Here is a 21,979-nt window from a genome sequence, read left to right on the forward strand (position 1 = left end):
GGCATGACCGATTATCCCCCGAACAAACGCGGTTTCCTGCTCAAGGGCGCCATCGTCGAGTTGAAGGAAGGCGGGCTGATCGGCTTCACGCCGTCCTTCCACATCTTCCAGTACAACCCGCAGGTGCTGAACACGACGGTGGGCCTGAACTACGGCACGCCGATGAAGGCCGCCGGGGTGGCGAAGGCACAACAGGAGGACAAGCCCGTTTACTACTTCGGCGGGCAGGCGATGGCGGCGCAGCCGGACGATCCGCAGCTGTCCTTCACCATGGATATCGTTCTCGACGCCATAGACGATCTCGACGAGGGCCATCCCATCGGCATCACCGTGGGCATTGCCGACCGGCTCGCCGGGCTGGAGTTGATGGCCTACCCGAGCAACACGCTGTTCGAGAACGCGCTTGCGGCGGTCGGGGACGCCATCGGCGATGCGCTGGGCTTCCGCAGCACGGTCGATGTGCCGCTCCAAAGCATCCAGATCTTCGTTTTCGGCCCCGGCAAGCTGCTGCCCGTGCGCCTGACCGCCATGACCATCGAGGAACAGGCGTTTCATCCGAACCTGCTTTACCCGATCCGGGCCAAGGTCAGCCTCGGGATGCAGGTGCTGCGGCCGTCCGATCTGAAAATGTACCCCGAAACCTCGCTGGTCCGGCAGATCGCTACCGGCTGCTACATCTTCACCCGCGAACAAAAGAGCGTCCTGTCCACCGTGGGCGGCCTCTATCGCGGGGCGGAGGCCGTCATGGACATCGTGGGAGACCTGTTTTGACCTATCCGAAAACCAGCCGCTACCATGGTTTGCCCCTGCGCAGCGTTCCCGGCCCGGACGGCAAACCCGTCACCGTCGTCGAAGCGCCCCGCCGCGAGGACCTGCCGACGCTGGGTTGGCACGCCTACCAGCCGGGGCAGACGCTCGATCACCTTGGCCACGCCTATTGCGGTGCCCCGCAGGCGTGGTGGCGGGTCCCGGATCACATGAACGTCCTCTGGGCGGATTCGCTGACGGAAGAGATGGAAATCGCCATCCCGAAGACGGGAGGCGCGCGGTAACCCATGGCCTTCAACTGCGGCATCGACGTGAGTGGCACCCCGGCAGACGATCTGTCGGCGCAGGCGCTTGTGGTGGTGACGGAGGAGATCGGGCGCGATACGCAATGGGAGCTGCAGCTGGAACTGCTGCCCCGGGACGGCGATTTCCCGCAATTGCTGGACGACCGGCTGTCGCCCTCCACGGAGATCGGCATCTACGCCAAGACCCCGCCCCTCGGGATAGACGTCCTCAGCGTTGGCCCCGTGGAGGGGCAGTCCATCAGTCTCGTGAATGGGGCCGAGGGGTCCACCCTTACGGTCTACGGGCGCGGGGCGGAGGCGCGGCTCGACCAGAGCGAGACGATAACCGTGCACGAGGGGCTGACCACCACGGACGGCACTATCGTCATGGGCATCCTCGCGGGCAAGACCATGATCCCGGACGTGGATCTGACCCTGATGGCGCGTCCGCCGCTCGGCCATCCCATCGTGCAGCGCGGCAGCGATCTGCAACTGATCCGCCACCTCGCCCGTCGCAACGGCATGGAATTCTGGATCAGCTATGTCGCCGCCCCGGTCGGCCCGGTGGTCACCACCGGCCATTTCCGCAAGATCGCGCCCACGCCGTCGCCCAACCTGCCGGAGCTTAAGCTGAACGCAGGGCGCGATCTGATGGGGGCGCAGAAGGCCAATATCGCGGCGCTCGACATTCATTTCGACATCGTCGCCCCGACGAAAGTTCTCGCCGACGGCATCGACATCGGCCCCGGGAGCGGGATCAGCGGTGAGACCGAATTGCCCACCATGGACCCGCTCGGAACGACGCCGTTCCACGAGATCGGCAACACGCCCCGCGACATGCGCCTGACCAGCGCGGCGGACGGGGCCGGGGATTTGCAGGGCATGGCGAAGGGGGTGCTGACCGAGGCGCAGTTCTTCCTTCGCGCCGAATGCGAGGTCAGCGCCCACGACCTCGGCGCGGTGCTGCACGCCCATGACACCGTCAAGGTCAGCGGCGCGGGCTCGCGCCATTCGGGGCGGTACATCGTCGAGAAGGTGGAGCACCGCTTCGACGACACCGGCCACACCATGCGCCTGCGTCTGATGCGCAATGCCTGGGGCGAGGATACGCCCCTGTCCATCGTGGGGTTATGACAGATGCCGAGAAACGAGACCGAACAACTGCACGACATCGTCACCCGGCGCTTCTATGGCAAGTACCGGGGCGAGATGATGGGCATGGTCCAGTCACTCCCGCCGCCGCAACGCCCGCGCGTCATGGTCAAGGTTCCCGCAGTCCTGGGCGACGCGACGTTGCCCGCCGAGGTCTGCGTGCCCTATGCGGAACAGGGGGCAGGGTTCCTGATGGTGCCGGAGAACGGCTCGCTGATCTGGGTGGAGTTCGAGGCGGGCGATCCGCGCTTTCCGATCTGGGTCGGGTGCCTGTGGCCCGATGGCGCGGCGCCGGTGCAGGTCATGCAACTGCCGGGCAAGAAGGTGCTGCAGACCGGCGTGACCACGCTGGAAATGGACGACGGCGCCCGCACCGCCACACTCAGCACCTCGCGCGGGCCAAAGCTCGCCATGGCGGGGGAGGTGACGATCTCCACCGGCGTCGCCTCGCCCACGGTCAAGGTAACGACATCGGAGGCGGAGCTGGGCACGGCGGGGGTCGGCAAGGTCTCCGTCACCAGCACCGGCACCAGCATCAACAGCGGGGGGTTGGATGTGACCTGATGGCCAAGTTCCTGACAGAAGCGACGAAACTGACCTGCCCGCACGGGGCAAGCTGCACCGTGACCGCCACGGAGCAGAGCGTGTCGGCCACCACCGGCAAGCTGTTGAAGCCCACGGACAGTTTCACGGTCTCCGGCTGCCAGTTCAAGATCCCCGCCGGTCCGGCGCAGATCCCCAGCCCCTGTACCACGGTGGTCTGGCTGTTTTCGAGCATGCGCGTGCAGGGCCCGTACCTGACGCAATCCTCTGTCGGGGTTTGCTTCAGCGCGCTGGGTTTCCCGCAGGGCACGCTGACCATCGCCAATCCCGATCCCCGCGCGGAGGGCATGTGATGCTGCGACCAACCCGCAAATCCTCTGTCGCTCGCAATTTCCTCGTCCCGATGGGTGTGGACAGCAGTCTTGGCGCACTCAGGACCGTCACCGACGCGGAAGTGCAGATCAAGGCGCTTCTGATGCAATTGCTGATGACCGATCCCGGCGAGCGCGTCATGCGGCCCGAGTTTGGCACCGGCATTCGCGGCATGGTCTTCGAGCCGCTGCGGCAGGCCTCCGCGGCGCTGGTCAAGGCGGCGATCTGGGGCGCGGTGCAGGCGCATCTGGGTGACGTGGTTCGGCTCAGGCAGGTGAAGGTGGAAGTGGCGGACAGCGCCCTGCTGATCGACGTGACCTACAGCATCACGCTCAGCCCCGAACCGCAGTTCCTCAATCTGGAGGTGCCGCGATGAACGGTCCCGACAGGCTGGCGCTTCTGCGGGCGCATCCGGTGCTGACTGGCATCGACTTCGTCACGGTCGGGCCGGATCACGATGTGGTGGAGGTGATCTTCCACAAGACACCCTCGCAGGATCTGCAGGACGATCTGACGGTGGCCGATGTCACCGTTCTGCCCGACCCGCCGGACGGTGCCCCCGCGCCTGCCATTGACGAGATCACCTGGCACGGCCCTGCCGCGCAGCGTCGCCTGCGCATCCGGTTCAACGGCCCCGGCCCCTTCGCGCCGCAACGGCTGACCATCACCCATGGCGACATGGACCCGTACTTCGGCACGGTGCTGTTCTCCTTCAAGGCGGGCTGCCCCTCGCCTTTCGACTGCGCCCCGGACGACGGCTGCCCGCCGGAGCCGGGCTCCGCGCCGCTGCTGAGCTATCTGGCGCGGGATTTCGACAGCTATCGCCAGTTGCTTCTCGACTACGCCGAGACCCATTGGCCGGAATGGTCCGAACGTCATGCGTCGGATTTCGGGGTGATGATGCTGGAGGTCATGGCGGCGCTCGCGGATGAGCTGGCCTACTATCAGGACCGCGTCTCGCAGGAGGCTTTCTTTCCCCGCGCCACCCAGCCCCGCTCGCTGCGTGCCCATGCAAGGATGGTGGCGCATGACCCGGTGCAGGCAGAGTCCGGTTTTGGCTTTGTGGTAGCGGAGGTGAACGGCGCGGCGGGCGTGGTTCCGGCAGGAACGCGTGTCTGGGCACAGGCGCAGACCGGGGAGCGGATCGCCTACACCGTTGGAAAGGGGCTGGCGGAGGAGTTGGGCGGCGTTGGCTATGCCGTCGATGCCGCCCGCAACGCGCTGGACCCGCATATCTGGGATGAGGACGATCTCTGCCTTTTGCCCGGCACGCGGGAAATCTGGCTTCGAGGCGCTTTGACCGCCGCCCTGCCGCTGGACGATGTGACCGAGGACGGCACCCCGGCGCGGCGGCTGTTCCTCGTGCAGGCGGCGGATGTGGCGGAGGAACTCCCCTTCGGCGCCCGCATCGTGCTGATGACCGAAGCCGAGGATGACGCCGACCCGCTGACCGGCGACGTGATCACCCGGATCACCCTGTCCGAGCCGCTGGACGCCCCGGTCTGGCTGCCGACGCTGACGGTGCATGGCAACCTGCTGCCCGTCAGCCCGGGGGAGACGCAGGACGGCTGGTGTCTGGCAGGCCGCGCCGAAGATGCGCCAGTGGGGTTGGCGGATGACCTGATGGCGGCGCTCCTGACCTCCATCGAACGGCAGGGCGGGGAGGGTGAGGTCATTCACCGCCTGTTCATCCCCGGCAGCGACGAGGCCGGTCTGGTCTGGCGGAACGGCGTGCCGGATGTGGCGCTGATCCAGCAGCAGGTGGTCGGCGGCGTGCCGAACGATGATCTGGATTGGCAATGGCGGGCGTCTCTGGTGGGGGCAGTGTCGTCCTTGCCCGAGAGCCGTGATTTCACATTGGAGGAGGGGCGCTGGGATACCATCCGCACCTTCCGCCGCCCCGAGGGCGACGTGATCCACCGAGACTATGCCAGCCCCTTCGGCCACACGATCCGCTTCGGCAATGGCGAGTTCGGTGTGCAACCGCCTCGGGGGACATTGTTCCGCATGGTCTGGCGGCTCGGCGGTGGCGTTGCGGCGAACGTCGGGGCGGGGGTCCTGACCGGGATCGAGGTGCCGCCGGGGCTGGATCTGACTATCACCAATCCGCTGGCCATCGACGGCGGACGTCTGGCCGAAACCCCCGCCGAGACTCGCATCATCGCCCCCGAAGCCTGGCGGCAGATCACCTATCGCGCCGTGCGCCCGGAGGATTACGCCGAGGCTGCGACGCGTCTGCCATGGGTCGAGAACGCCGCGTCTGTGTCGCGCTGGACCGGCTCCTGGCTGACCGTCTTCACCACGCCGGATCCGCGCGATACGACCGGGCTGTCCGGCGACCGCCGTGCCGAACTTGAACGCTGGCTCGACATGTTCCGGCAGACCGGGCGCGACAGCCGCGTCTCGGACCCTCTCTATGCCGACATCGACCTCGAACTGACCGTCTGTGCAACGCGGGGCACCGATCCGTCCGCCTTGGCCAAGCGTCTCACGTCCCGGCTTTCCTCCGCCCGGGGGGCGCTCTTCGATCCGAACGCGCTCAGCTTCGGCACTGGCATCGACCGCTCCGACATTGTCGCCGCCGTGCATGAAGACCCCGGCGTCCGGGCGGTGGAACGCATCCGGCTCAGGCGGCGCGGCTGGTTCGACTGGCGCGACATGGCGGCCCGCTACGCCCCCGAAGGCACCGCTGAAATCATCCGCATCGAGACCAACCGCGCCCGCCCGGAACGCGGCGCGGTCACGGTCCTCGTGGAGGGAGGCACATGAAGCCCTGTTTCTGCCCTGTCCCGGCCCCCGACGCCACCCTGCTCGACATCCCGCCGAACCTGCCTTGGATTCCACGGCAGCCGGGGCGGTTCTCCGACTTTGCCCGGGAACTGCGCCAATCCATCGGGGCGGTGCCTGCGCTGGACGACTGGAGCACCTACGCCCCGCGAGACCTTGGCCGGATGCTGATCGAGTTCTGGGCGGTGATCGGCGAGGTGCAGGGGTTCTATGATGAGGTCCGCGCCAACGAGGCCTATCTCGGGACCGCGCAGGGGGCGGATGCTTTGGCCGATCTCGTCGCCATCCTCGGCCACGAACGCCGCCCCGCCGTTTCGGCGCAGGCGCTTCTGGCCTTGCAGGTGAGTGGGGTCCGGTCCGTCACGCTCCCCGCCACCGCCGCCTTCCGCTCCGGCGCCGTCGATGGCGGCCCGCCGCAGATATTCGAGACCGGCTCGGAGGCGGGGCTGCATCCGGCCTTCTCTGCGTTGGACCCGCTGCCGCTGCCGCCTGAGACCCTGCGCGACGCGCTGGGTCTGGCCGGGACGGCAACCACGCTGCCTTATCTCTATATTCTGCCCGATACGCTGAACGTGAAGACCGGCGATCTGCTTGTGGCTGAAACCGCCGATACGCTGGCCGTCAGCAAGGTCACGCGCCTGCGGGAAGAGGCCTTCGACAACGCGCCGCCGCTGACGAAGGTGACGCTCGATCCGCCTTTGGCGCTCTCGCCCGATGTCGCGCCGGAGGACGTCAGCCTCTGGCGCATGAACAGCCGGGCGCGGCCGTGGCTGACAGCCGCGGTGTCCGGCGATCCGGCGGTCTATCCGGCGTCGGGCGGCGAGATCGTGCTTGAAACAACCCTGCCGCAGGTCGCCGCCGGGGATTTCGTCACGCTCTACACGCCGGATGCCCGGGACGTGGCGCGAGTGTCGCAGACGGGGCTTGTCCGCATGACCCTGACCGCCGCCACGACGATCAGCGCGGAGGACAGCGAGGGCGATCCGCTGCCGATCCCGGTTCCGGCGGTGAAGACGCAGGTGACGAAGCTGACCCTGCCCGGCCACGACCGGCTGACCACAAGTATTGGCACGCTGACCATCGGCCATGCGGCGGTGAGCGCAGGCAAGCTCGGCACGCCGCCGGTGACGCGGCTGACAGCCTCCGGCGGCGAGAACCTGCCGCTTGCCGATGGTCGCCGCGTGCGGCAGGCGCTGAGTGTCGCGGAGCCGCAGGGCCGCACCGTGATCCTTGCCGACCGCTTCGGCGCGGGGCAAGCGGTGGAGGCGGAGATCGACCCGGCCTCGGGCACGCTGGCCCTCGGGGCGCTGGACTTACCGCTCGACATCGCGCTGCCGGTGCGGGCTCGGGGCAATGTGGTCCATGTGACCCGGGGCGAGAGAGTTGTCGACGAGGTGATCGGCCATGGCGACGGCGCGGTGGGCTTCCAACGGTTCAAGCTCGGCAACGGCCCGCTGACCTATCTCGAAGCGCCAAACGAGGAGGGACTTGCGCCGCAGATCGAGGTCCGGGTGGACGGGCAGCGGGTGGGCCGGGTGCCGACGCTGTTCGGGGTTGCAGCGGATCGGCTGGTCTATCGGATGCGCGATGTGGCGGGCGAGGAGCCGAAGGTCGAGTTCGGGGATGGCGTCTGGGGGGCGCGGCTCAGGACCGGAGCTGTCGTGACGGCCAGTTATCGCTTCGGCGGGGGCAAGGCGGCACCGGAGGCAGGCTCGATCAGCCAGCTTGTTGCGGCGAAGGCGGAGATCACGGCCATCGACCAACCCTTTGCGGCCTTCGGCGGGGCGGACGCAGAAACGCCGGAATCCCTGCGCGAGAGCGCGCCTGCCTCGGCTTTGCTGCTCGGGCGGGTGGTTTCCCTGATCGACTTCGAAACCGCCGCCGCGCAGCATCCTGGGGTCACTGGTGCACAGGCGCGATGGGCGTGGTCGGCGCGGAAACAACGGCCCTTGGTCCGGGTCTACGTCGCCCCGGATTCAGGCCTGGTGAAAGGCGTGTCGGAACGGCTCAGGGCCTTGAGCGATCCGTCCGTTCCGCTGGAAGTCGTCGCGGCGGTGCCGATGCCGCTGCGATTGGTGCTCAACGTCACGGTCTTCGATGATTTCCGCGAGGCGGACGTTCTTGCGACTTTGCGACTGGCCTTGACCGGCCCCGGAGCCCGGCTGGACATCGCCGCTCCGCAGATCGGTGCAGCGCTGTTCCCGAGCGTGATCACCGCCGAGGTCATGGCGGTCGAAGGTATCGACCGGGTGGACGTCATCACGCTGGATGGCGCGGCCCTGCCCCAGACCGGCCTTGCCGTGCCGGAAGGCCAATGGGCGACCATCGACCCGGCCCGGGGCGGGGCGTTGATCCTGAACGGGGAGAACGGTTCCGCATGAACGCGCAAAAGGACACCACCGTCTACGACGGCTACGACGCCTATTTCGCGGAACGGCTCTGGGACATGATCCCGCGCCAGTACCGCGACATGGATTTCGCAGACGCGGAAAACCCGGGCGTTCTGCGCGGTTTCATCGAAGCGCTGGCGCAGCAGGCGGCGGGTGTGCGACGCAGTCATGACCGCCTCTGGGAAGACCAGATGATCGAAACCGCCGCGCCCTGGGCCGCGTCCTATATCGGGGCGTTGGTGGGGACCCGGATGCTGCCGCAACAGAACCTGCGCGGGCAGATCGCGGATGTGGCGAAGACGATCTACTATCGCCAGCGGATCGGCACGCCCGCCCTGCTGGAACAGCTGATTTCCGACATCGCCGGATGGGAGGGCGTGGTGGTCGAGGGCTTCACCACACTGGCCCGCACGCCGCATGGGCTGGACGCGCGGCGTGATGCGGTGAAATGGGCCGGGGCGGCGGATGTCCGGTCTCCGACCCTGACTTACACCGTCGATGGCGGGCCGTTCGATCCATTGCGGCACACCCCGGAGATGGCCGCGCCGAAGGGCAGACGAGGCAGCCATGCGATCAGCCGGGTGACGTTTCACCTGTATCCGGTGTCAGCGATCCGCACGCGTGGTGTCCGGCCCCGGGCGATTCCCGGCGCGGCGGATGCCTATACCTTCGACCCCTCGGGGCGCGACGTGCCTCTGTTCGCGCCAAGAGGCCGGGACGAGGTGACGGAGACGGCGACACCCGGCGCGGATTGGGCTCCCGCGTTGCCCTGGGACCTGCCAGCACCGATCCCCTGCGGGATGCTGGGGCACGATGTCTATCGCCTGACCCGGGCGGCAGTCGTGACGCTGGTTGGCGATGGCGACCTGACGCCAGCGCAGGGTGAGGCACTTGCCCCGTTGGAGGGGCATGTCTTCGACGGGCTGAGCCGGTTGCGTCAGGGCCTTCTGACCCGCCCCGGCGGTGCGGCGCTGCTCGCCCTGCCGATCCTCGACGCCATCCGCGCGGCGACGATCCTGCCGGAGTGTGGCAAGAGCGCCCTGCTCGGCGTTGCGATGTCCGTCGAGCGGGGCGGTGCGTCGGCCGAGACCTTTGAAGGCACCAGCGCCGGGGACCTGTCCGATCCCGCAACGATCCGGGCACAGCGTGGTCTGGTGATCGACCCGGTGCGCGGGCGATTCCGCTTTGCCGCGCCGCCCGTCGCCGGGGCCTTGACCGTCGATTACCATACCGGCCACCTGACCGCGCTCGGGGCGACCGGGCACACGCGGACCGTGCCGGATGCTCCGGTGACGCTGGGTACGAACAATGGCAACTGGCCGATTGCGGCGAACTGGCCGCGCGACGGGCACTTGCAGGTGGATGATAGCCTGACCTACGGCCAGCCGCCGGATGTGGACGACATCGTCCATCTGACGGTGTCCAGCCCCTCGGGTGAGCGCCCCTATGCGCGGCTCAATGGGGACTGGACCCTGACCGCCCATGCCGATGGCAACGCGGTGCTGCATCTGGACGGGCTGTGGCTCGGGGCCGGGGCTCCGGCGAGCCTGGTGCTGGAGGGCGACTGGGAGGAGGTCCGGATCAGCGCCAGCACGCTGGACCCGGGCGGTGCCCTGTCATCCGATGTAGGCGCGGACGTGCTGCCGCCCCTGCCGCTGATCGTCAACGGGCGGGTGGAGCTTCTGGTCCTCGACCGAAGCATCGCGGCGCAGGTTGCAGCCTCCGGCCATATCGAGAGCATGGACATCGCGGATAGCACCCTGCAATCGCAGGGTTTTGCCATCAACGCCGCCGACGCGCGGCTGACCATCAAGCGCTCCACCGTGCTGGAAGGCAACGTCCGGGTGCAGGAACTCTGGTCCTCCGACAGCCTGTTTGCCGGGCATGTGGTGGCCTTCAACCTGCAGACCGGCTGTTTCCGCTACTCCGCCGCCCGGCAGCCCTCGCATGTGCCGAAACCCTATCGTGCCCATGTCCTCGAACCAAACGAGACCGGCGGCACGCTGTTCCGCTCCCGCCGCTTCGGCGATCCCGGCTATGCCCGCCTGCAAGTCACCGCGCCGGAGCCAGTCAGGACAGCGAACAGCGAGCGCAACGAGATGGGCGTCTTTGCCAGCCACAGGGCGGAGACGCGGCTGACCAGTCTGAAACAGAAGATCGAGGAATACGCGCCGTTCGGGCTCTTGCCGATCTGGCGATTTGAAACGTGATTTTTCAGGAAGGAGGGCGCCATGGCGACCCGCGACCATTCAGTTTCCCGCTTTGATCCCCGGATCAACACGCGCGGCATCGAAGGCCAGACAGGCCGGGTGATTACGGATGAGGACCTGACCCTGATCGGACAGGTCACATCCGAGGAGATGGCACAGGACCGCATCGGGATCATCGGGCCACAGGGCACGTCCGATCATGGCTTCCGTATTTCTGCTGCCAACGTCGATGCGGGGACGCCGGATTTCCGAATCGAGGCAGGCAACTACTGGATCGGCGGGCTGAGGGCGCAATTGCACGCGGACACGACCTTCCTGCTGCAACCGGACTGGCTGCAAAACCCCGGTGGCTCCGTCGCGGCGGGAGACCGGATGGACATGGTCTGGCTGGAGGTCTGGGAGCAGATCGTCGGCGCCACCGAGGACGTGGCGATGGTTGATCCGTCGCTGGGCGGTATCGACACCACGGCGCGGCGGCGTGTGATGAGCCGGGTGCATCTGGCCGAGGATCTCGAAGGGGAGGATTGCGCGGAGGTCTGGGAGAGCCTGCGTCGGCGGTGGCTGGAGGCCGGGGCCGGTGTGGTCACGCCGCTCTTCGAGCTTGCGGGCAACGGCACGCTGACCACGCGCTTCACCGGCGAAGGGGTGGTGCAGGACCTGTGCTCGCCCCCGGTGGCGACTGGTTTCCTCGGTGCGGCCAACCGGGCGATCCGGGTGCAGATGACCTCCGCCGACACCTTCTGCTGGGGGTTCGAGAACGGCGGGCGGCTGCTGCGGGCGCGGGTGACGGAGGCCAACACGCTGACCCTGTTGACCGATCCGGTAGACGCGCACCACTGGCCCGCGCCGGGGCAGGTGGTGCAGGTCCTGCCCTTGGGCGCGGTGCTGACCCACGGCGAGAAGATCGCGGACGAGCTGTTCGATTGCCATTTCACGACCGTCGAGGCCGGGTATGACCCGGACGAGGGCACCTTTACCCTGACCGACGCCGTGCCGGGCGGCTTTGGCGAGGCTTGGAAGGCGCGGGCCGATGCGGATGCTCTCGGGCGGACCAAGTTCGGCACGAGCGAGCCGCACGGCGATTACGTCTTTGTCCGCATCTGGGACCGGGGCGAGGACCGCTCCGCGCCGGAACTCGATGCAACGGTGCCGCAGGTGCTCGGCACCACGGGGATCGAGGTGGCGATCGGCGGCGACACCCTGCGGCGCGGCGACAGCTGGGAAATCTCGGCGCGACCCAGTGCTCCGGACGAGATCATTCCGTGGCAGATGGAAGTGGGCAAACCCTACGGGCCGTACCGCCGCTATGTCGCGCCACTCGCGCGCATCTTCTGGCAGGGGCGCAGACGGGCCACGGTGTTCGATTGCCGCACCACCTTCCGCCCGCTGACGCGGCTGGGCGATTGCGTGACGCTCAGGGTGGGCGACGGCACCCACAGCCACGGCGATTACGAACACATTCAGGACGCGGTCAACGCCCTGCCGCCGGCCGGGGGAAAGATCCTCGTCCTGCCGGGGCGCTACGAGGAGCGTGTGGAGATCGACGATTTCCACGGGGCGCATGGGATCACCATAGAAGGCTGCAAAGGGCGCACCTTCGTCATCGCGCCGGACGACCGGGATCGGCCCGTGTTCGGTATCCGGGACTCGGAGCGGGTCACGCTGAAGGACATGACCATCGAAGCGCCGGAGCAGCTGGCCGTTCTCGCCGTGCGCTCCCCGCGCAACCGGATCGGCTCGCGCCATATCCGGCTGGAGAACCTCCAGATCAACCACGCGCAGCGCGGCGGCGTCATGCTGCTGGCCACGCAGGAGGCGGTGATCGAAGGCTGCGCCCTGCATGCGGACGGCACCTTCAATCCGGGTGTGCGCCTGCCTGATGTCATCCACCGACCCTCCATCTATGTTCAGGGCGACGGACTGACCGTGAAGGGTTGTCAGCTGATGGGCTTGTCCGAAGAGGCGCTGACGCTGGTGCTCGGCGGTATCCAGGTCGGCGGCGCGAGCGAGGATGTGCTGATCGAAGGCTGCTCCATCGCGGGCTGTTACGGCCATGGCATCACGCTTGGGTCGGTGTCTTGGGTGCGGAACACCAATGCCGGAACCATCGAGGACGCCTTCGCCAACCTCGGCATCGAGGCGGTGCAGAGCCAGGATTTCTGGCTCAACGCCGACAACTGCTTCGGCATCGACCCGGGGCGCAGGCCGGTGGACCCGGAGGACGATGTCAGCGTGCTGATCCCGATCTCCGACGGGCCGGTGGAGCAGATCGTCATCCGCGATTGCGAGATTTTCGGCATGGGGGCCTGCGGGATTTCGGTGGCGATGTACTTCGACTTCGACGCCAACCCGGATTTCATCACGACGAACGATCTGGAAATCCGGCACAACCGGATCTTCGGCAACCTTCTGGGCGAGAACGTGCCTTATCCGCAGGAATACCGTGCGGTCGCGGCCTATGGCGGGGTGACCTTGGGCGATGCTTCCGGGGTCGAGATCCGCGACAACCGGATCGAGGAGAACGGCCTGAGCGACGATACGCCGAAGACCGGCATCTTTGTGCTGTTCGGCGAGAGCGTTGCGATCTGTGACAACGTCATCCGCGGCAATGGCCGCCGGGCCGACCAGGCGGATGCAGAGCCGTCCGGCTGGCGCGGCGGCGTGGTGATCGGGCAGGTCAGGCCGAAGCCGCAGGCCGGGCCGGAAACGGACGACGGCATCCGCAGCGACGGCGCGCAGGCGCTGCGCGTCACCGGCAACACCATCGTCGCGCCGCAGGGCCGGGCGGTGACCGCCTTCGGCCTCGGCGCGATGATGGTAACCGGCAATCGGCTGACCACGCAGAGCGGCGGCACGGGAAGCTGGCTGAGTGCGCTCTCGGGCATCGGGATCGCCCCGCAGAAGATGGACCTCGGCACCGTGCTTCTGGCGGCGGTTCTGGTGGCCTTCGAGGAAGGCCGCGCGCCGAATGCGCTCTCCGGGCATGGCATCCTGACCGCGATGGGCGGCGAGGTGGTGGCGCTGGGCAACAGCGGCTTTTCCTCGGAGCTGTACTTGCAGACGCTTGGCCTCTCCGGGGCCTTGGTGCAGGGCGAGGACGCCGCATTCGACTACAGCGGCGATCTGATGGCCGGGGGTGACATCATGCTCTCGGACAACCAGATCCGGCTCGACGGGCAGGACGGCCGCCCCGCCACCTCGGTCAGTGCCGTGGTTGCGGCCTCGCTCGACAGCGTGATGATGCAGGGCAACCAGATCGCGCTCGACATCGGTCTCAACGATTTCGTCGCGATCAATGCGCTGGCGCTGGGCTGGACGGTTCATGCCTCGGACAACCGGCTGAAGGAGCCGATCCTGAATGCCTTCCTGTCGGCCCTGACGCTCGGGCTGATGAACACGACGGTCTACAACCAGGCGACGCATTGTGTGTTGGCCTTCGGTCCGCCGGGGATGCGGGAAGACACCGGCAATACCGAAGCGGTCGAAGCCTTCTTCGATTTCGACGTGCCGCTCTGCGACATGCTGCGGCGGGCGCTGATCGGGCTCAATGACTTCCAGGCCGTGGCAATGCCGGTCCAGTGAGGAGAAAACCGATGATGAAGAAGACGATCAAGCTCGGGGACTTCAAGAGCCCCATCGACGCCGACAGCTTCGCCTCCGGCCTGATGCAATTGCCCAAGCTGACGGACGCCATGCGGATCGCCGGGCTACGGGACGGGACAGGCATGGCTCAGGCAAAGGTCGTGGCCGCCGAGCGTGCGGCCCTGCGGGCGAAACTGCGCGACGATCCGGTTGCCGAGGCCCGTGCGGAAAAGGCCCGTGCGGACGCCAAGGCGTTGTCCGACGCCCTGGAGCGCGAGGTGACGCGCGTGACCACGGGATTGGCCGGGACGTTGAAGCCGGAGGGCGGCGGCAAGCCGAAGAAGGATACGTTCACGGTCAGCGGGACGTTGATGACGATACGCGGCCTGAAGATGCACGGCGTCACGGTGCGCGGTTGGGCGGGCAAGCGCAAGGAACCGTTCGAGGCGGTCACCTCGGAGGAAGGGGTCTTCACCATGGCCGTCCCGATTGGCGAGGACAGCGCGGTATCCGAAGGGGATACCCTGCACTTCGAGGTGGTCTGGAAGAAGGAGACATTCAGCCACGATGGCTTCCCGGTGCTGACCGTGGCTGCGGGCGGGAAGGCGGAGGTCGTCCTGACCATGCCGAACACCAATGCGCCGAAAAAGGACCCGGGAAAGAAGGAAGCGGCGTCGAAGGACCCTGCAAAGGTCCGGGCGGATACCGGGTTGACGAAGGCCCGAAGGGCCAACGCCCGGCTGAACCGGCTGATCGGGCCGTGGGACATCCTGAAGAAATGAAATAGGGGCGCGGTTGTCCCGCGCCCCGGTCTTGTGTCGCGATGGACCGCGTCTCAGCGCAGCGGCGCGGGCGGCTCGATGTCGCGGGTCATGCCCTTGGGGGCGAAAAGCTGACTGCTCATGGGACTCTCCTTTAAGTCTGGTTGCCTCTTGGGTCCATTTTCTTGCGGACCGATGGAGCCGTTTGCCGGTCCGGGCGTTCCGTGGAAGGCGCGGATCGGTACGGCTGCTCTCAGGGAAACCAGCTTGAAGGTGTTTGTGTCAATCCGAGTCGGGCAAAGGTTAACGCCGTTGCTTTGCGCCTGTGCCGTAAAAGACCCATTGGTCACCAAGGGGTTCCGGCATTCGCGTCACTGACTGCCGCAGGTGCGGGTCCTGCGGCATACAACGCGCGGGCCGGTCACGGGCCGAAACGTCAGCGGGTCCGGTCGCTCGTGTCGACGGCGGTCGGCGGTTCGGACGCGCCAATCTTGGGAGCCCGCGCCGATGCTGACCCTTTCAGGGTCAGCAGTTTGTGCGTGTCGATCCGCTGGGTTGTCGGCGGCTCGCTGTTGCCGATTTTCGGCGCTTGCGCCGCGTCGGTGCCCTTGAGGGACAGGATTTTGTCCGTGTTTACCTTCATGGCGATCTCCCTTGATCGGAGGTGCGGCAGGTCTCAGCCGCTGGCGGGTTCGGTGGACCCGATCTTCGGCGCCCGGGCGGCAGAGGCTCCCTTGAGCACCAGCAATTTGGCCGTGTCGATGTCCTGAATGACCGGCTCGGACGTCCCGATCTTCGGTGTACGGGCGGAAACGGGGCCCTTGAGAACAAGCAATTTCGCAGTGTCGAGCATGATGGCGATGTCCAATCCAAAGCAGGTTTCGGGGCCGTGTCGAGCCCCGGCGCGGGTATCACTGCTCGCAGCCTCGCCTTTTTCCCGCAGTTTGCCAACGGGGTTCGGCAGAAAAATGTTGATTATACACAGGTTCCTGATTCACATTCGGAAATGAGCAGACAAAAGGTTAAAAAATCGCCATGGCCAGCACAGGCATGTCACAGCACGAAACCCATCTGGACGCGCTCGGACGCCTCATGCGGGGCTGGCCGGGAGAGGCGCTCGACCCGCGCGGCATCGTACGCATCGTGAACCGTGGGGGAAGCAAGCCGCCGATTTTCTGGGTGTTCAATGCGCGCCACGAGCCGGAGAACTTCGCCCGTGAACTGGGTCAGGACCAGCCGCTGATCTACGCCCGCTCACTGCATCTCGTCATGCCGCCGGACCAGGATCGGGCAGCGGCCAATCTTCCTCTGGCGCGGTACTACGCCCAGGTGCTGACCCCGAACCTCACCGGCCTGCACCTGTTCCTCGGTGCCAACTGCCAGGGCGCGCGGCTGATGCTGGAATTGACCCGGATCTTGCGCGGCAACGGCGGCCGGGTGTCCGGGGTCTGCGTCATCTCCGCCCTGCCGGATATCGAGGTCGGCGTTCCGGCGCTGCTGATCTACGGAAGCCGCGATCCGCAGCACGATCCGTTTTTCTTCGACGCGGTTTCCGCCCAGAAACAGGCGAGCCGCTGCTTTGCCACGGTCCGGCGCATCGTCATCGACGCGGGACACGGGCAATACGCGGTAGAAGGCACGGTGGAGACCGTCGTGGCGCGGGTTCAGGAGTTTTCCGTGTCCCTCAATTCCCGCCCGGTCTTCAGCGCCTGAACGAAGTCCTTCACAGTTGGATGCAGGATCAGCGCCGACGGGTGCACCGGCACGCCCAAGGCCTGTTCCATGGCGGCAGAGATTTCCACCGCCTTGATCGACTCGCCGCCGAGGTCGAAGAAGTCGCTGTCTTCGGTGATGTCCTCGCCGGGAAAGGCCTTGGCGAAGGTTTCCCGGACCAGGCCGTCGACGTCGCTCCAGGGGTCAGAATCTGTCAAAGCCGCTTTCCTTGTCTTCTGCCAAAGCCTTGAGATGCTTCAGCGAAATCTTGCCTGACGCGTTGCGCGGCAGGGTTTCGGTGACCCAGAACACATCCGGGTGTTTCATGGTGGACACATGGCGCCGCACCTCCCGGGCCAGGGTGTCGCGAGGCAGGCCGGTTTCCACCGCCAATGCAATCAGGTCGCCCTCGTCGCGGGCGTCGGGCAGGGCGAAGGCCATGCAATCGCGAACGCCCTCCATGGCGAGCACGACCTCCTCGATCTCCGTCAGGTTGATGGTCACGCTGCGGCGGCAGGCGAGTTGCTCGCTGCGGCCCAGGACATAGAGAAACCCGTCCTCATCCATGCGCCCGAGGTCGCCGGGGCGGACGATCTGGCCGTTGATCCAATGCATCTGTACCGCGATCAGGCCGGTCTCCCCGGCGGGCAAACGGTTCTGGTCGGCGTCCTCGATCCATACCTCGATACCGTTCAGCGGGCGGCCGACCGAACCGGGGCGCTCCTCCGCTTCCTTTCCGGTGATCATCGCCACCGCCCCGGCGCGGCTCATGGAATAGGTGTTGCAGGCGGCGGGGCTGAGCAGGTGATGCGCCCGTTGCAGGTCTTCGCGCGCAATCGGCCCGCCGACGGTGGAGAACCGCTGCAATTGTGGGTAGGCCGGGCCGAGGGTCGCGATGTCGCGGGTGTCGTGCAGTTTCAGCAGGTCGCGGATCAGCACCGGCGCCAGGGAGACCGACCGCAATTCCGGATGCATCAGGGCGCGATCAAGCTCTTCGAGCGTGTGAAACAGCGGCATGCTGATCAGGGTGCAGCCGTAGGTCAGCAGCCGCAGCCAGTGCGTCGCCACGGCGTTGAATGACAACGATCCTTGCGTCAGTCCGTTCAGCCGGTGGATATTGCCGATCAGGGTGAAGTTCGTATCGAGCAGCGCAATGAAGTCGCGGTGACTGCGATGCCGGAACTTCGCGGCTCCGGTGGTGCCGGACGTGGCGAGATGGATCGACGGGGTGTCTTCGATGTCGTCGAAGGACAGCATGCCGTCGGGGAGGATGTCGGGCCGGTCCGGCAGCAGCACGAAATCCGGCTCCCGGGCGAGCCGCTTGAAGTCCGTGAAAAAGCGCGTGGCCCCGACCTGTTCGGCGGAAGCGCGGATCTCGGCTGCGGTTTGGCGGATGTCGAAAAACACCGGCGCGGCGCCGAGCGACCAGAGCGCCAGCATCGCCTCCACGCCGCGCGGCTGGTCGGCGCAGATCAGCGCCACCGGCTCGCCCCGCGTCACGCCGGCGTCGCGGAACAGATCCGCCAGCAGCGCGGCCCGGGACATCACGGTGCCCCGGCTGATCACCCGTCCCTCGCGTTCAATGAGCGGCGCCGCGGGGTCTGCCAGCACATGCGCCTTGAAGGCATCGCCGAAATTCGTGGCGTCAGTCTGCATCCATCGCCTTTCTGGCATCCGTGAACAGGGTCTGGCCGAAGGGGGAGAACAGGGCGTGTTCCGTCAGCACCGGCAGACAGTCGTCGAAAGCCTTGCGCGCGGCCTCGGACTGTTGCGCGAGGTCGTCGGCCCAGTCCGGGGCCAGCGGCGATGCACAGACCACGCGCGCGGCGGCGACCATGCGGGCAGAGACCCAGGCGGCGTGAAAGATCCCCTCCATCGGACGCGGCTCGCGGCGCAGCGGCGAAGCGTAGCGGGCCTCGCCGTCGTTCAGCAGGACCGCGTCGTCGAGGTGATACAGGAACATCCGAAGATGTGCGCTTTCATGGACCACGCTCATCAGCGCCCGAGCCGGTGACGTCAGCGCTTCGGCGTTGAAGATCAGCGCCCCGAAGGCATCGAAGCTGGACGCGCCGCCGAAATGGCCGGTGCTGCCCGCGCCGGGTACGGCGAGCAGGATCTGGGACACCAGGGCAGCAAGGTCTGCGTGCCAGTCCGGCGCGGCGCGATGCAGGGTATCGAGTGCCTCGCCCAGCGTCCTCCGGGCGGCGTTGATCAGGACCGGCGGCGGGGCGTCGAGGTGGGTCATCAGGCCAACATCGTCGAGGAAGGCCGCGCGAAGCAGCGCCTCGCCAGCGGGCGTCAGCGCCTCGGGCGAGAACGGCAGGATCGTGAGAGCCTCTGGCGCTGCCGTTCCCTGCGGCGCGGCGTCGAGCAGCGTCGTGCAGGCCGCGCGGAACCCGTCCCGGTCACCACCCTGCGCCGCCTTGAGGATCGCGGCATGACCCGCAAAGACCACCGGCGCGGGGAACGGATCCGCATTCAGGGTCAGGTCCGACAGACGGGCCGGGGACAACCCCTCCGGCGCGACGCCCGCACCTGCCTCGAAGACCAGATGGTGCAGGGACGTGTGCAGACGCGTCCGCAGGTCTGACCGCGTGGCCTCCAGGGTCGAAACTGCCGGGAAAAACGTCATGGCACCCTTCGTCAAATGCACCTTGCCGAAGGTATGCGGGAGGCTTGCCCGGCTTTCAAGGGCCGTCACACCAGCCCATCCGTCTCATTGCGCCAGCAGCGCTTCGATCCGTGCCACCCGCGCCTGGAGGTCCGCGTTGGCGCGTTTCTGGTCCGCGAGTTGGTCGTGCAATTCCGCGATGTACAAATGCGCCTTCTCCAACTCGTTCAGCATGCCGCCGGTCATGTCGGTCAGGTTGAACGGGCCGTCCTCCGGTGTTGGCCCGACATTCGGCAGGTGCCGCAAGCTGCGCATCATCTCGGCCTGTTCGGGGATCGACGGCAGCGGGTAATCGTCATCGAACACCCGGTCACACCCGGCGCTGCAGCCTCCCACGGTATAGATCTTGCCGGAAATCGTCAGGTCGCCGTACCGGCTGAGCGCCATCTGCAGGCCGCCATCGGAATGGTTCACCATGAACCGCCCCTGCGCATTGTTCTCATGCACGAAGTACCAATCGTTCCCGGTATCCGTGTTGGCGAGGGTGAAATAGCTGCCGCCGTTGTTCTCCATCCGGAACATCTCGCGCACGGCCTTGGTGGTCGAGGCTTCCTCGACCTTGATCGCCGCGGTGCCATCCGTGCGCCTCAGATGCAGCGCGGTTTCGGGATTGTAGAGGCCCATGCCGGTGTTGCCGTTGGCCGCAAGGTAAAGCGCGTATTCGCGGGCGCCGTGCTCCGCAACGAAAGGGCTCTTCTCCGCCGTGTAATCGAACAGCTGGAAGCGTGCATTGTCGGCGGTGACCTCCCAGACCTGCCAAGGCTTGCCGCCACTGGCGTCCTGCTCCAGACGGATGGACGGGTTGTTCGGGCTGACCATGTGCAGGTCCCTCCCGGGCAGCGCCGTCCCGAAGCCGATCCGGCCCGACTGCGACACCACAAGCGCATTGTCGCGGGTGTCGCCCTTGATCTTGAAGGGCGTCATGGCGTTGTCGACATCGCTGATCGAGAAATTGTCCTCGCCGCCGCTGAAATCGTCATTGATGTTGATGCGCCAATCGCCGCTGGGATAGCCGCTGGAGCTGGTATCCACGAAATTCAGGTGGATCTGCGTGGTCTTGATCCTGAAATCGTCGATGCCGGGAACCTCCGGATCGGCGCAGGCCGAGCCGACGCAGAGAAAATTGCGGATGGTGGGATCGGTGGTGGAGAGCACCTCCGCCGAAGCCGACCCGGCGGTCAGAGACAGTGAGATGATGATGGGGGTTGCGAAACGTCCGGGCATGGAAACCCTCCTTTCTCAATAGGATTTCGAGGCGCGGCGGGCCGACCGCGCCTGGATCTGAAAACCTTTGTCCACGGGACGGCCGCGATGGCTCACCCGAATGGACCGGAAACAATGCAGAGCAGCATACACGGAAACCGCCGGAACACCAAAACCCCGGCGGCTGATCCGCCCGTCAACGGGCGGCGAGCGACCGCACGAGGGCTTCAAGCTCTGCCAGCCGGGCGTCCTGCGCGGTGACACGCGCCTCCAGTGCCGCATTCTCCCCGTGCAACTCCGCGATATAGAGATGGGCCTTCTCCAGTTCGTTCAGCATCCCCCCGGTCATGGCGGTGAGGTTGAACGGACCGTCTTCCGGTGTCGGTCCGACGTTCGGCAGATGCTTCATTTCCCGCATCATGGCGGCCTGTTCGGCAATGCTCGGCAGCGGGTAGTCCGCGTCGAACACCCGGTCACAGCCCGCCGAACAGCTTCCGGCGGTGAAGAGCTGGCCCTGAATGGTCAGATCGCCCTCCGCCGTCAGGGTCATTTCCGGACCGTCAGCCACGCCATCGGTGATGATGAAGCGGTTGGGGCTGTTCTGTTCGTGGGTGAAATACCATGTTGTCCCGCTGGCGGTATTGTCGAGAGTGAAATAGGAGCCACCGTTGTTCTGCATCAGGAACATCTCGCGCACTGCCGGGGCGGCGCTGCTGTCCTCCACGATGATCTTCGATCCTGGCGCACGGACGTGCAGCTTGGCCTGCGGTGACGCATAGCCGATGCCCACCCGACCAGCGTTGTCGAGATAAAGCGTGCTGGTGGGGGTGTTGGACTCGATCTGGAAAGGAAGGCTGCCCGAAAGGGTGCGATCCTGGACCGTGAAGTTCTGGCCGCCGACCACATCCCATTTCCTGGCCGTCCCTGTCTGTTCGAGCCGCAACGTCGGGTCGATGGCCGCCTTCAGGTGCAGATCCTTTTCCGGGATGGACGTCCGAAAGCCGATCTGCCCGTCGCTGCCGATCCAGAGCGTGTCATTCGGCGCGGCGTTCTCGACGGTGAACGGCGTGGTGTTGTCGTCCTCGTCCTTGATGGTGAAACGGTCGATGCCGCTGCCGCTGTCGTTGATCTTCAGCCGCCAGTCGCCGGACTGGATGCCGGGCGTGGTCGAAGTGTCCTCGAATATGATATCCGTGGTCGTGTACTTCAGCTTGAGAGGTGGGCTGCCTGTGCCGTTGCTTTCGCTTGTCTGGCACGAAGAACCAACGCACATCGTGCCGTTGAACGATGACATGGAGCCGTTGAAATAATTGGTGCTGGACCCGTTCTGTGTGATCTTTCCGCTGATAACCACATCGGTGTTGTGAAGGTCCTGCGCGAGGGCAAGGGGCGCCACCAGCGACCAAAACACGGCGGCTCCGGTAAGCCGGATGGGTGAGGTTTGCATGGTATTCTCCTTGATGCCCCGGCGAAAGGCCGGGTCAATATCGTTGGTTCGGAATAAGATTGCGGCCCTGCGGACGAGCAATTGACGAAGGGTAAA

Annotated in this window: 19 protein-coding genes; 12 read left to right on the forward strand and 7 right to left on the reverse strand. The window is 66.4% G+C overall.

Features of this window, described 5'->3' with window-relative positions:
• Positions 1-3: 3 nt before the first annotated feature.
• Genes ACP159_RS01855 through ACP159_RS01905 form a run of 11 tightly spaced genes read left to right on the forward strand, consistent with a single transcriptional unit; the run spans position 4 to position 14,870 of the window.
• The gene (locus tag ACP159_RS01855) at positions 4-771 is read left to right on the forward strand and encodes a hypothetical protein (protein ID WP_425097914.1); all 768 of its coding nucleotides are present in this window, start codon (positions 4-6) and stop codon (positions 769-771) included.
• Positions 768-1,052: a hypothetical protein gene (locus ACP159_RS01860; RefSeq protein ID WP_425097915.1), complete on the forward strand. Its 285-nt coding sequence runs from the start codon at positions 768-770 to the stop codon at positions 1,050-1,052. The genes ACP159_RS01855 and ACP159_RS01860 overlap by 4 nt, the downstream gene beginning before the upstream one ends.
• A 3-nt stretch (positions 1,053-1,055) precedes the next feature.
• The gene (locus ACP159_RS01865; protein ID WP_425097916.1) at positions 1,056-2,186 is read left to right on the forward strand and encodes a phage late control D family protein; all 1,131 of its coding nucleotides are present in this window, start codon (positions 1,056-1,058) and stop codon (positions 2,184-2,186) included.
• A 3-nt stretch (positions 2,187-2,189) separates the two neighbouring features.
• Complete coding sequence (locus ACP159_RS01870) at positions 2,190-2,768, forward strand: phage baseplate assembly protein V (protein ID WP_425097917.1); 579 nt, start codon at positions 2,190-2,192, stop codon at positions 2,766-2,768.
• The gene (locus ACP159_RS01875) at positions 2,768-3,100 is read left to right on the forward strand and encodes a hypothetical protein (protein WP_425097918.1); all 333 of its coding nucleotides are present in this window, start codon (positions 2,768-2,770) and stop codon (positions 3,098-3,100) included. Before ACP159_RS01870 ends, ACP159_RS01875 begins: the two co-directional genes overlap by 1 nt.
• Positions 3,100-3,495 carry a GPW/gp25 family protein gene (locus tag ACP159_RS01880; protein WP_425097919.1) on the forward strand — a complete coding sequence of 132 codons (396 nt, stop codon included), beginning with the start codon at positions 3,100-3,102 and terminating at the stop codon, positions 3,493-3,495. The genes ACP159_RS01875 and ACP159_RS01880 overlap by 1 nt, the downstream gene beginning before the upstream one ends.
• Positions 3,492-5,888 (forward strand): hypothetical protein, encoded by a 2,397-nt coding sequence (locus ACP159_RS01885; RefSeq protein ID WP_425097920.1) that lies wholly within the window; start codon positions 3,492-3,494, stop codon positions 5,886-5,888. The genes ACP159_RS01880 and ACP159_RS01885 overlap by 4 nt, the downstream gene beginning before the upstream one ends.
• Positions 5,885-8,287 carry a hypothetical protein gene (locus tag ACP159_RS01890; RefSeq protein WP_425097921.1) on the forward strand — a complete coding sequence of 801 codons (2,403 nt, stop codon included), beginning with the start codon at positions 5,885-5,887 and terminating at the stop codon, positions 8,285-8,287. Before ACP159_RS01885 ends, ACP159_RS01890 begins: the two co-directional genes overlap by 4 nt.
• The gene (locus tag ACP159_RS01895) at positions 8,284-10,506 is read left to right on the forward strand and encodes a hypothetical protein (RefSeq protein WP_425097922.1); all 2,223 of its coding nucleotides are present in this window, start codon (positions 8,284-8,286) and stop codon (positions 10,504-10,506) included. Before ACP159_RS01890 ends, ACP159_RS01895 begins: the two co-directional genes overlap by 4 nt.
• A gap of 21 nt (positions 10,507-10,527) precedes the next feature.
• Positions 10,528-14,088 carry a DUF6519 domain-containing protein gene (locus ACP159_RS01900; RefSeq protein WP_425097923.1) on the forward strand — a complete coding sequence of 1,187 codons (3,561 nt, stop codon included), beginning with the start codon at positions 10,528-10,530 and terminating at the stop codon, positions 14,086-14,088.
• A gap of 11 nt (positions 14,089-14,099) precedes the next feature.
• Positions 14,100-14,870 carry a hypothetical protein gene (locus ACP159_RS01905; protein ID WP_425097924.1) on the forward strand — a complete coding sequence of 257 codons (771 nt, stop codon included), beginning with the start codon at positions 14,100-14,102 and terminating at the stop codon, positions 14,868-14,870.
• Between the two features lie 415 nt (positions 14,871-15,285).
• Here ACP159_RS01905 and ACP159_RS01910 read toward each other — a convergent pair whose 3' ends face one another.
• The gene (locus tag ACP159_RS01910; RefSeq protein ID WP_425097925.1) at positions 15,286-15,492 is read right to left on the reverse strand and encodes a hypothetical protein; all 207 of its coding nucleotides are present in this window, start codon (positions 15,490-15,492) and stop codon (positions 15,286-15,288) included.
• A gap of 33 nt (positions 15,493-15,525) precedes the next feature.
• On the reverse strand, positions 15,526-15,702 hold the full coding sequence (locus ACP159_RS01915; RefSeq protein WP_425097926.1) for a hypothetical protein: 177 nt from the start codon (positions 15,700-15,702) through the stop codon (positions 15,526-15,528).
• Between the two features lie 182 nt (positions 15,703-15,884).
• Here ACP159_RS01915 and ACP159_RS01920 point away from each other — a divergent pair, with 182 nt between their 5' ends.
• Positions 15,885-16,562 carry a hypothetical protein gene (locus tag ACP159_RS01920; RefSeq protein WP_425097927.1) on the forward strand — a complete coding sequence of 226 codons (678 nt, stop codon included), beginning with the start codon at positions 15,885-15,887 and terminating at the stop codon, positions 16,560-16,562.
• On the opposite strand, the gene ACP159_RS01925 is transcribed toward ACP159_RS01920, so the two are convergent.
• The 5 genes from ACP159_RS01925 to ACP159_RS01945 all read right to left on the reverse strand — a co-directional run bounded on the left by ACP159_RS01925 (position 16,514) and on the right by ACP159_RS01945 (position 21,883).
• The gene (locus ACP159_RS01925; protein WP_425097928.1) at positions 16,514-16,780 is read right to left on the reverse strand and encodes an acyl carrier protein; all 267 of its coding nucleotides are present in this window, start codon (positions 16,778-16,780) and stop codon (positions 16,514-16,516) included. The two genes, ACP159_RS01920 and ACP159_RS01925, sit on opposite strands and share 49 nt — an antisense overlap.
• Positions 16,767-18,218: a class I adenylate-forming enzyme family protein gene (locus tag ACP159_RS01930; RefSeq protein WP_425097929.1), complete on the reverse strand. Its 1,452-nt coding sequence runs from the start codon at positions 18,216-18,218 to the stop codon at positions 16,767-16,769. Before ACP159_RS01930 ends, ACP159_RS01925 begins: the two co-directional genes overlap by 14 nt.
• Positions 18,208-19,194 (reverse strand): aKG-HExxH-type peptide beta-hydroxylase, encoded by a 987-nt coding sequence (locus tag ACP159_RS01935; RefSeq protein WP_425097930.1) that lies wholly within the window; start codon positions 19,192-19,194, stop codon positions 18,208-18,210. The genes ACP159_RS01930 and ACP159_RS01935 overlap by 11 nt, the downstream gene beginning before the upstream one ends.
• A gap of 84 nt (positions 19,195-19,278) precedes the next feature.
• Entirely contained in the window at positions 19,279-20,457 is a 1,179-nt protein-coding gene (locus tag ACP159_RS01940; protein WP_425097931.1) for a hypothetical protein, read from the reverse strand.
• Between the two features lie 175 nt (positions 20,458-20,632).
• On the reverse strand, positions 20,633-21,883 hold the full coding sequence (locus tag ACP159_RS01945; protein ID WP_425097932.1) for a hypothetical protein: 1,251 nt from the start codon (positions 21,881-21,883) through the stop codon (positions 20,633-20,635).
• Positions 21,884-21,979 lie beyond the last annotated feature (96 nt).

Origin of the sequence: Tropicibacter sp. S64 (assembly GCF_049803835.1) — a bacterium.
Classification (GTDB): Bacteria; Pseudomonadota; Alphaproteobacteria; order Rhodobacterales; family Rhodobacteraceae; genus Pacificoceanicola.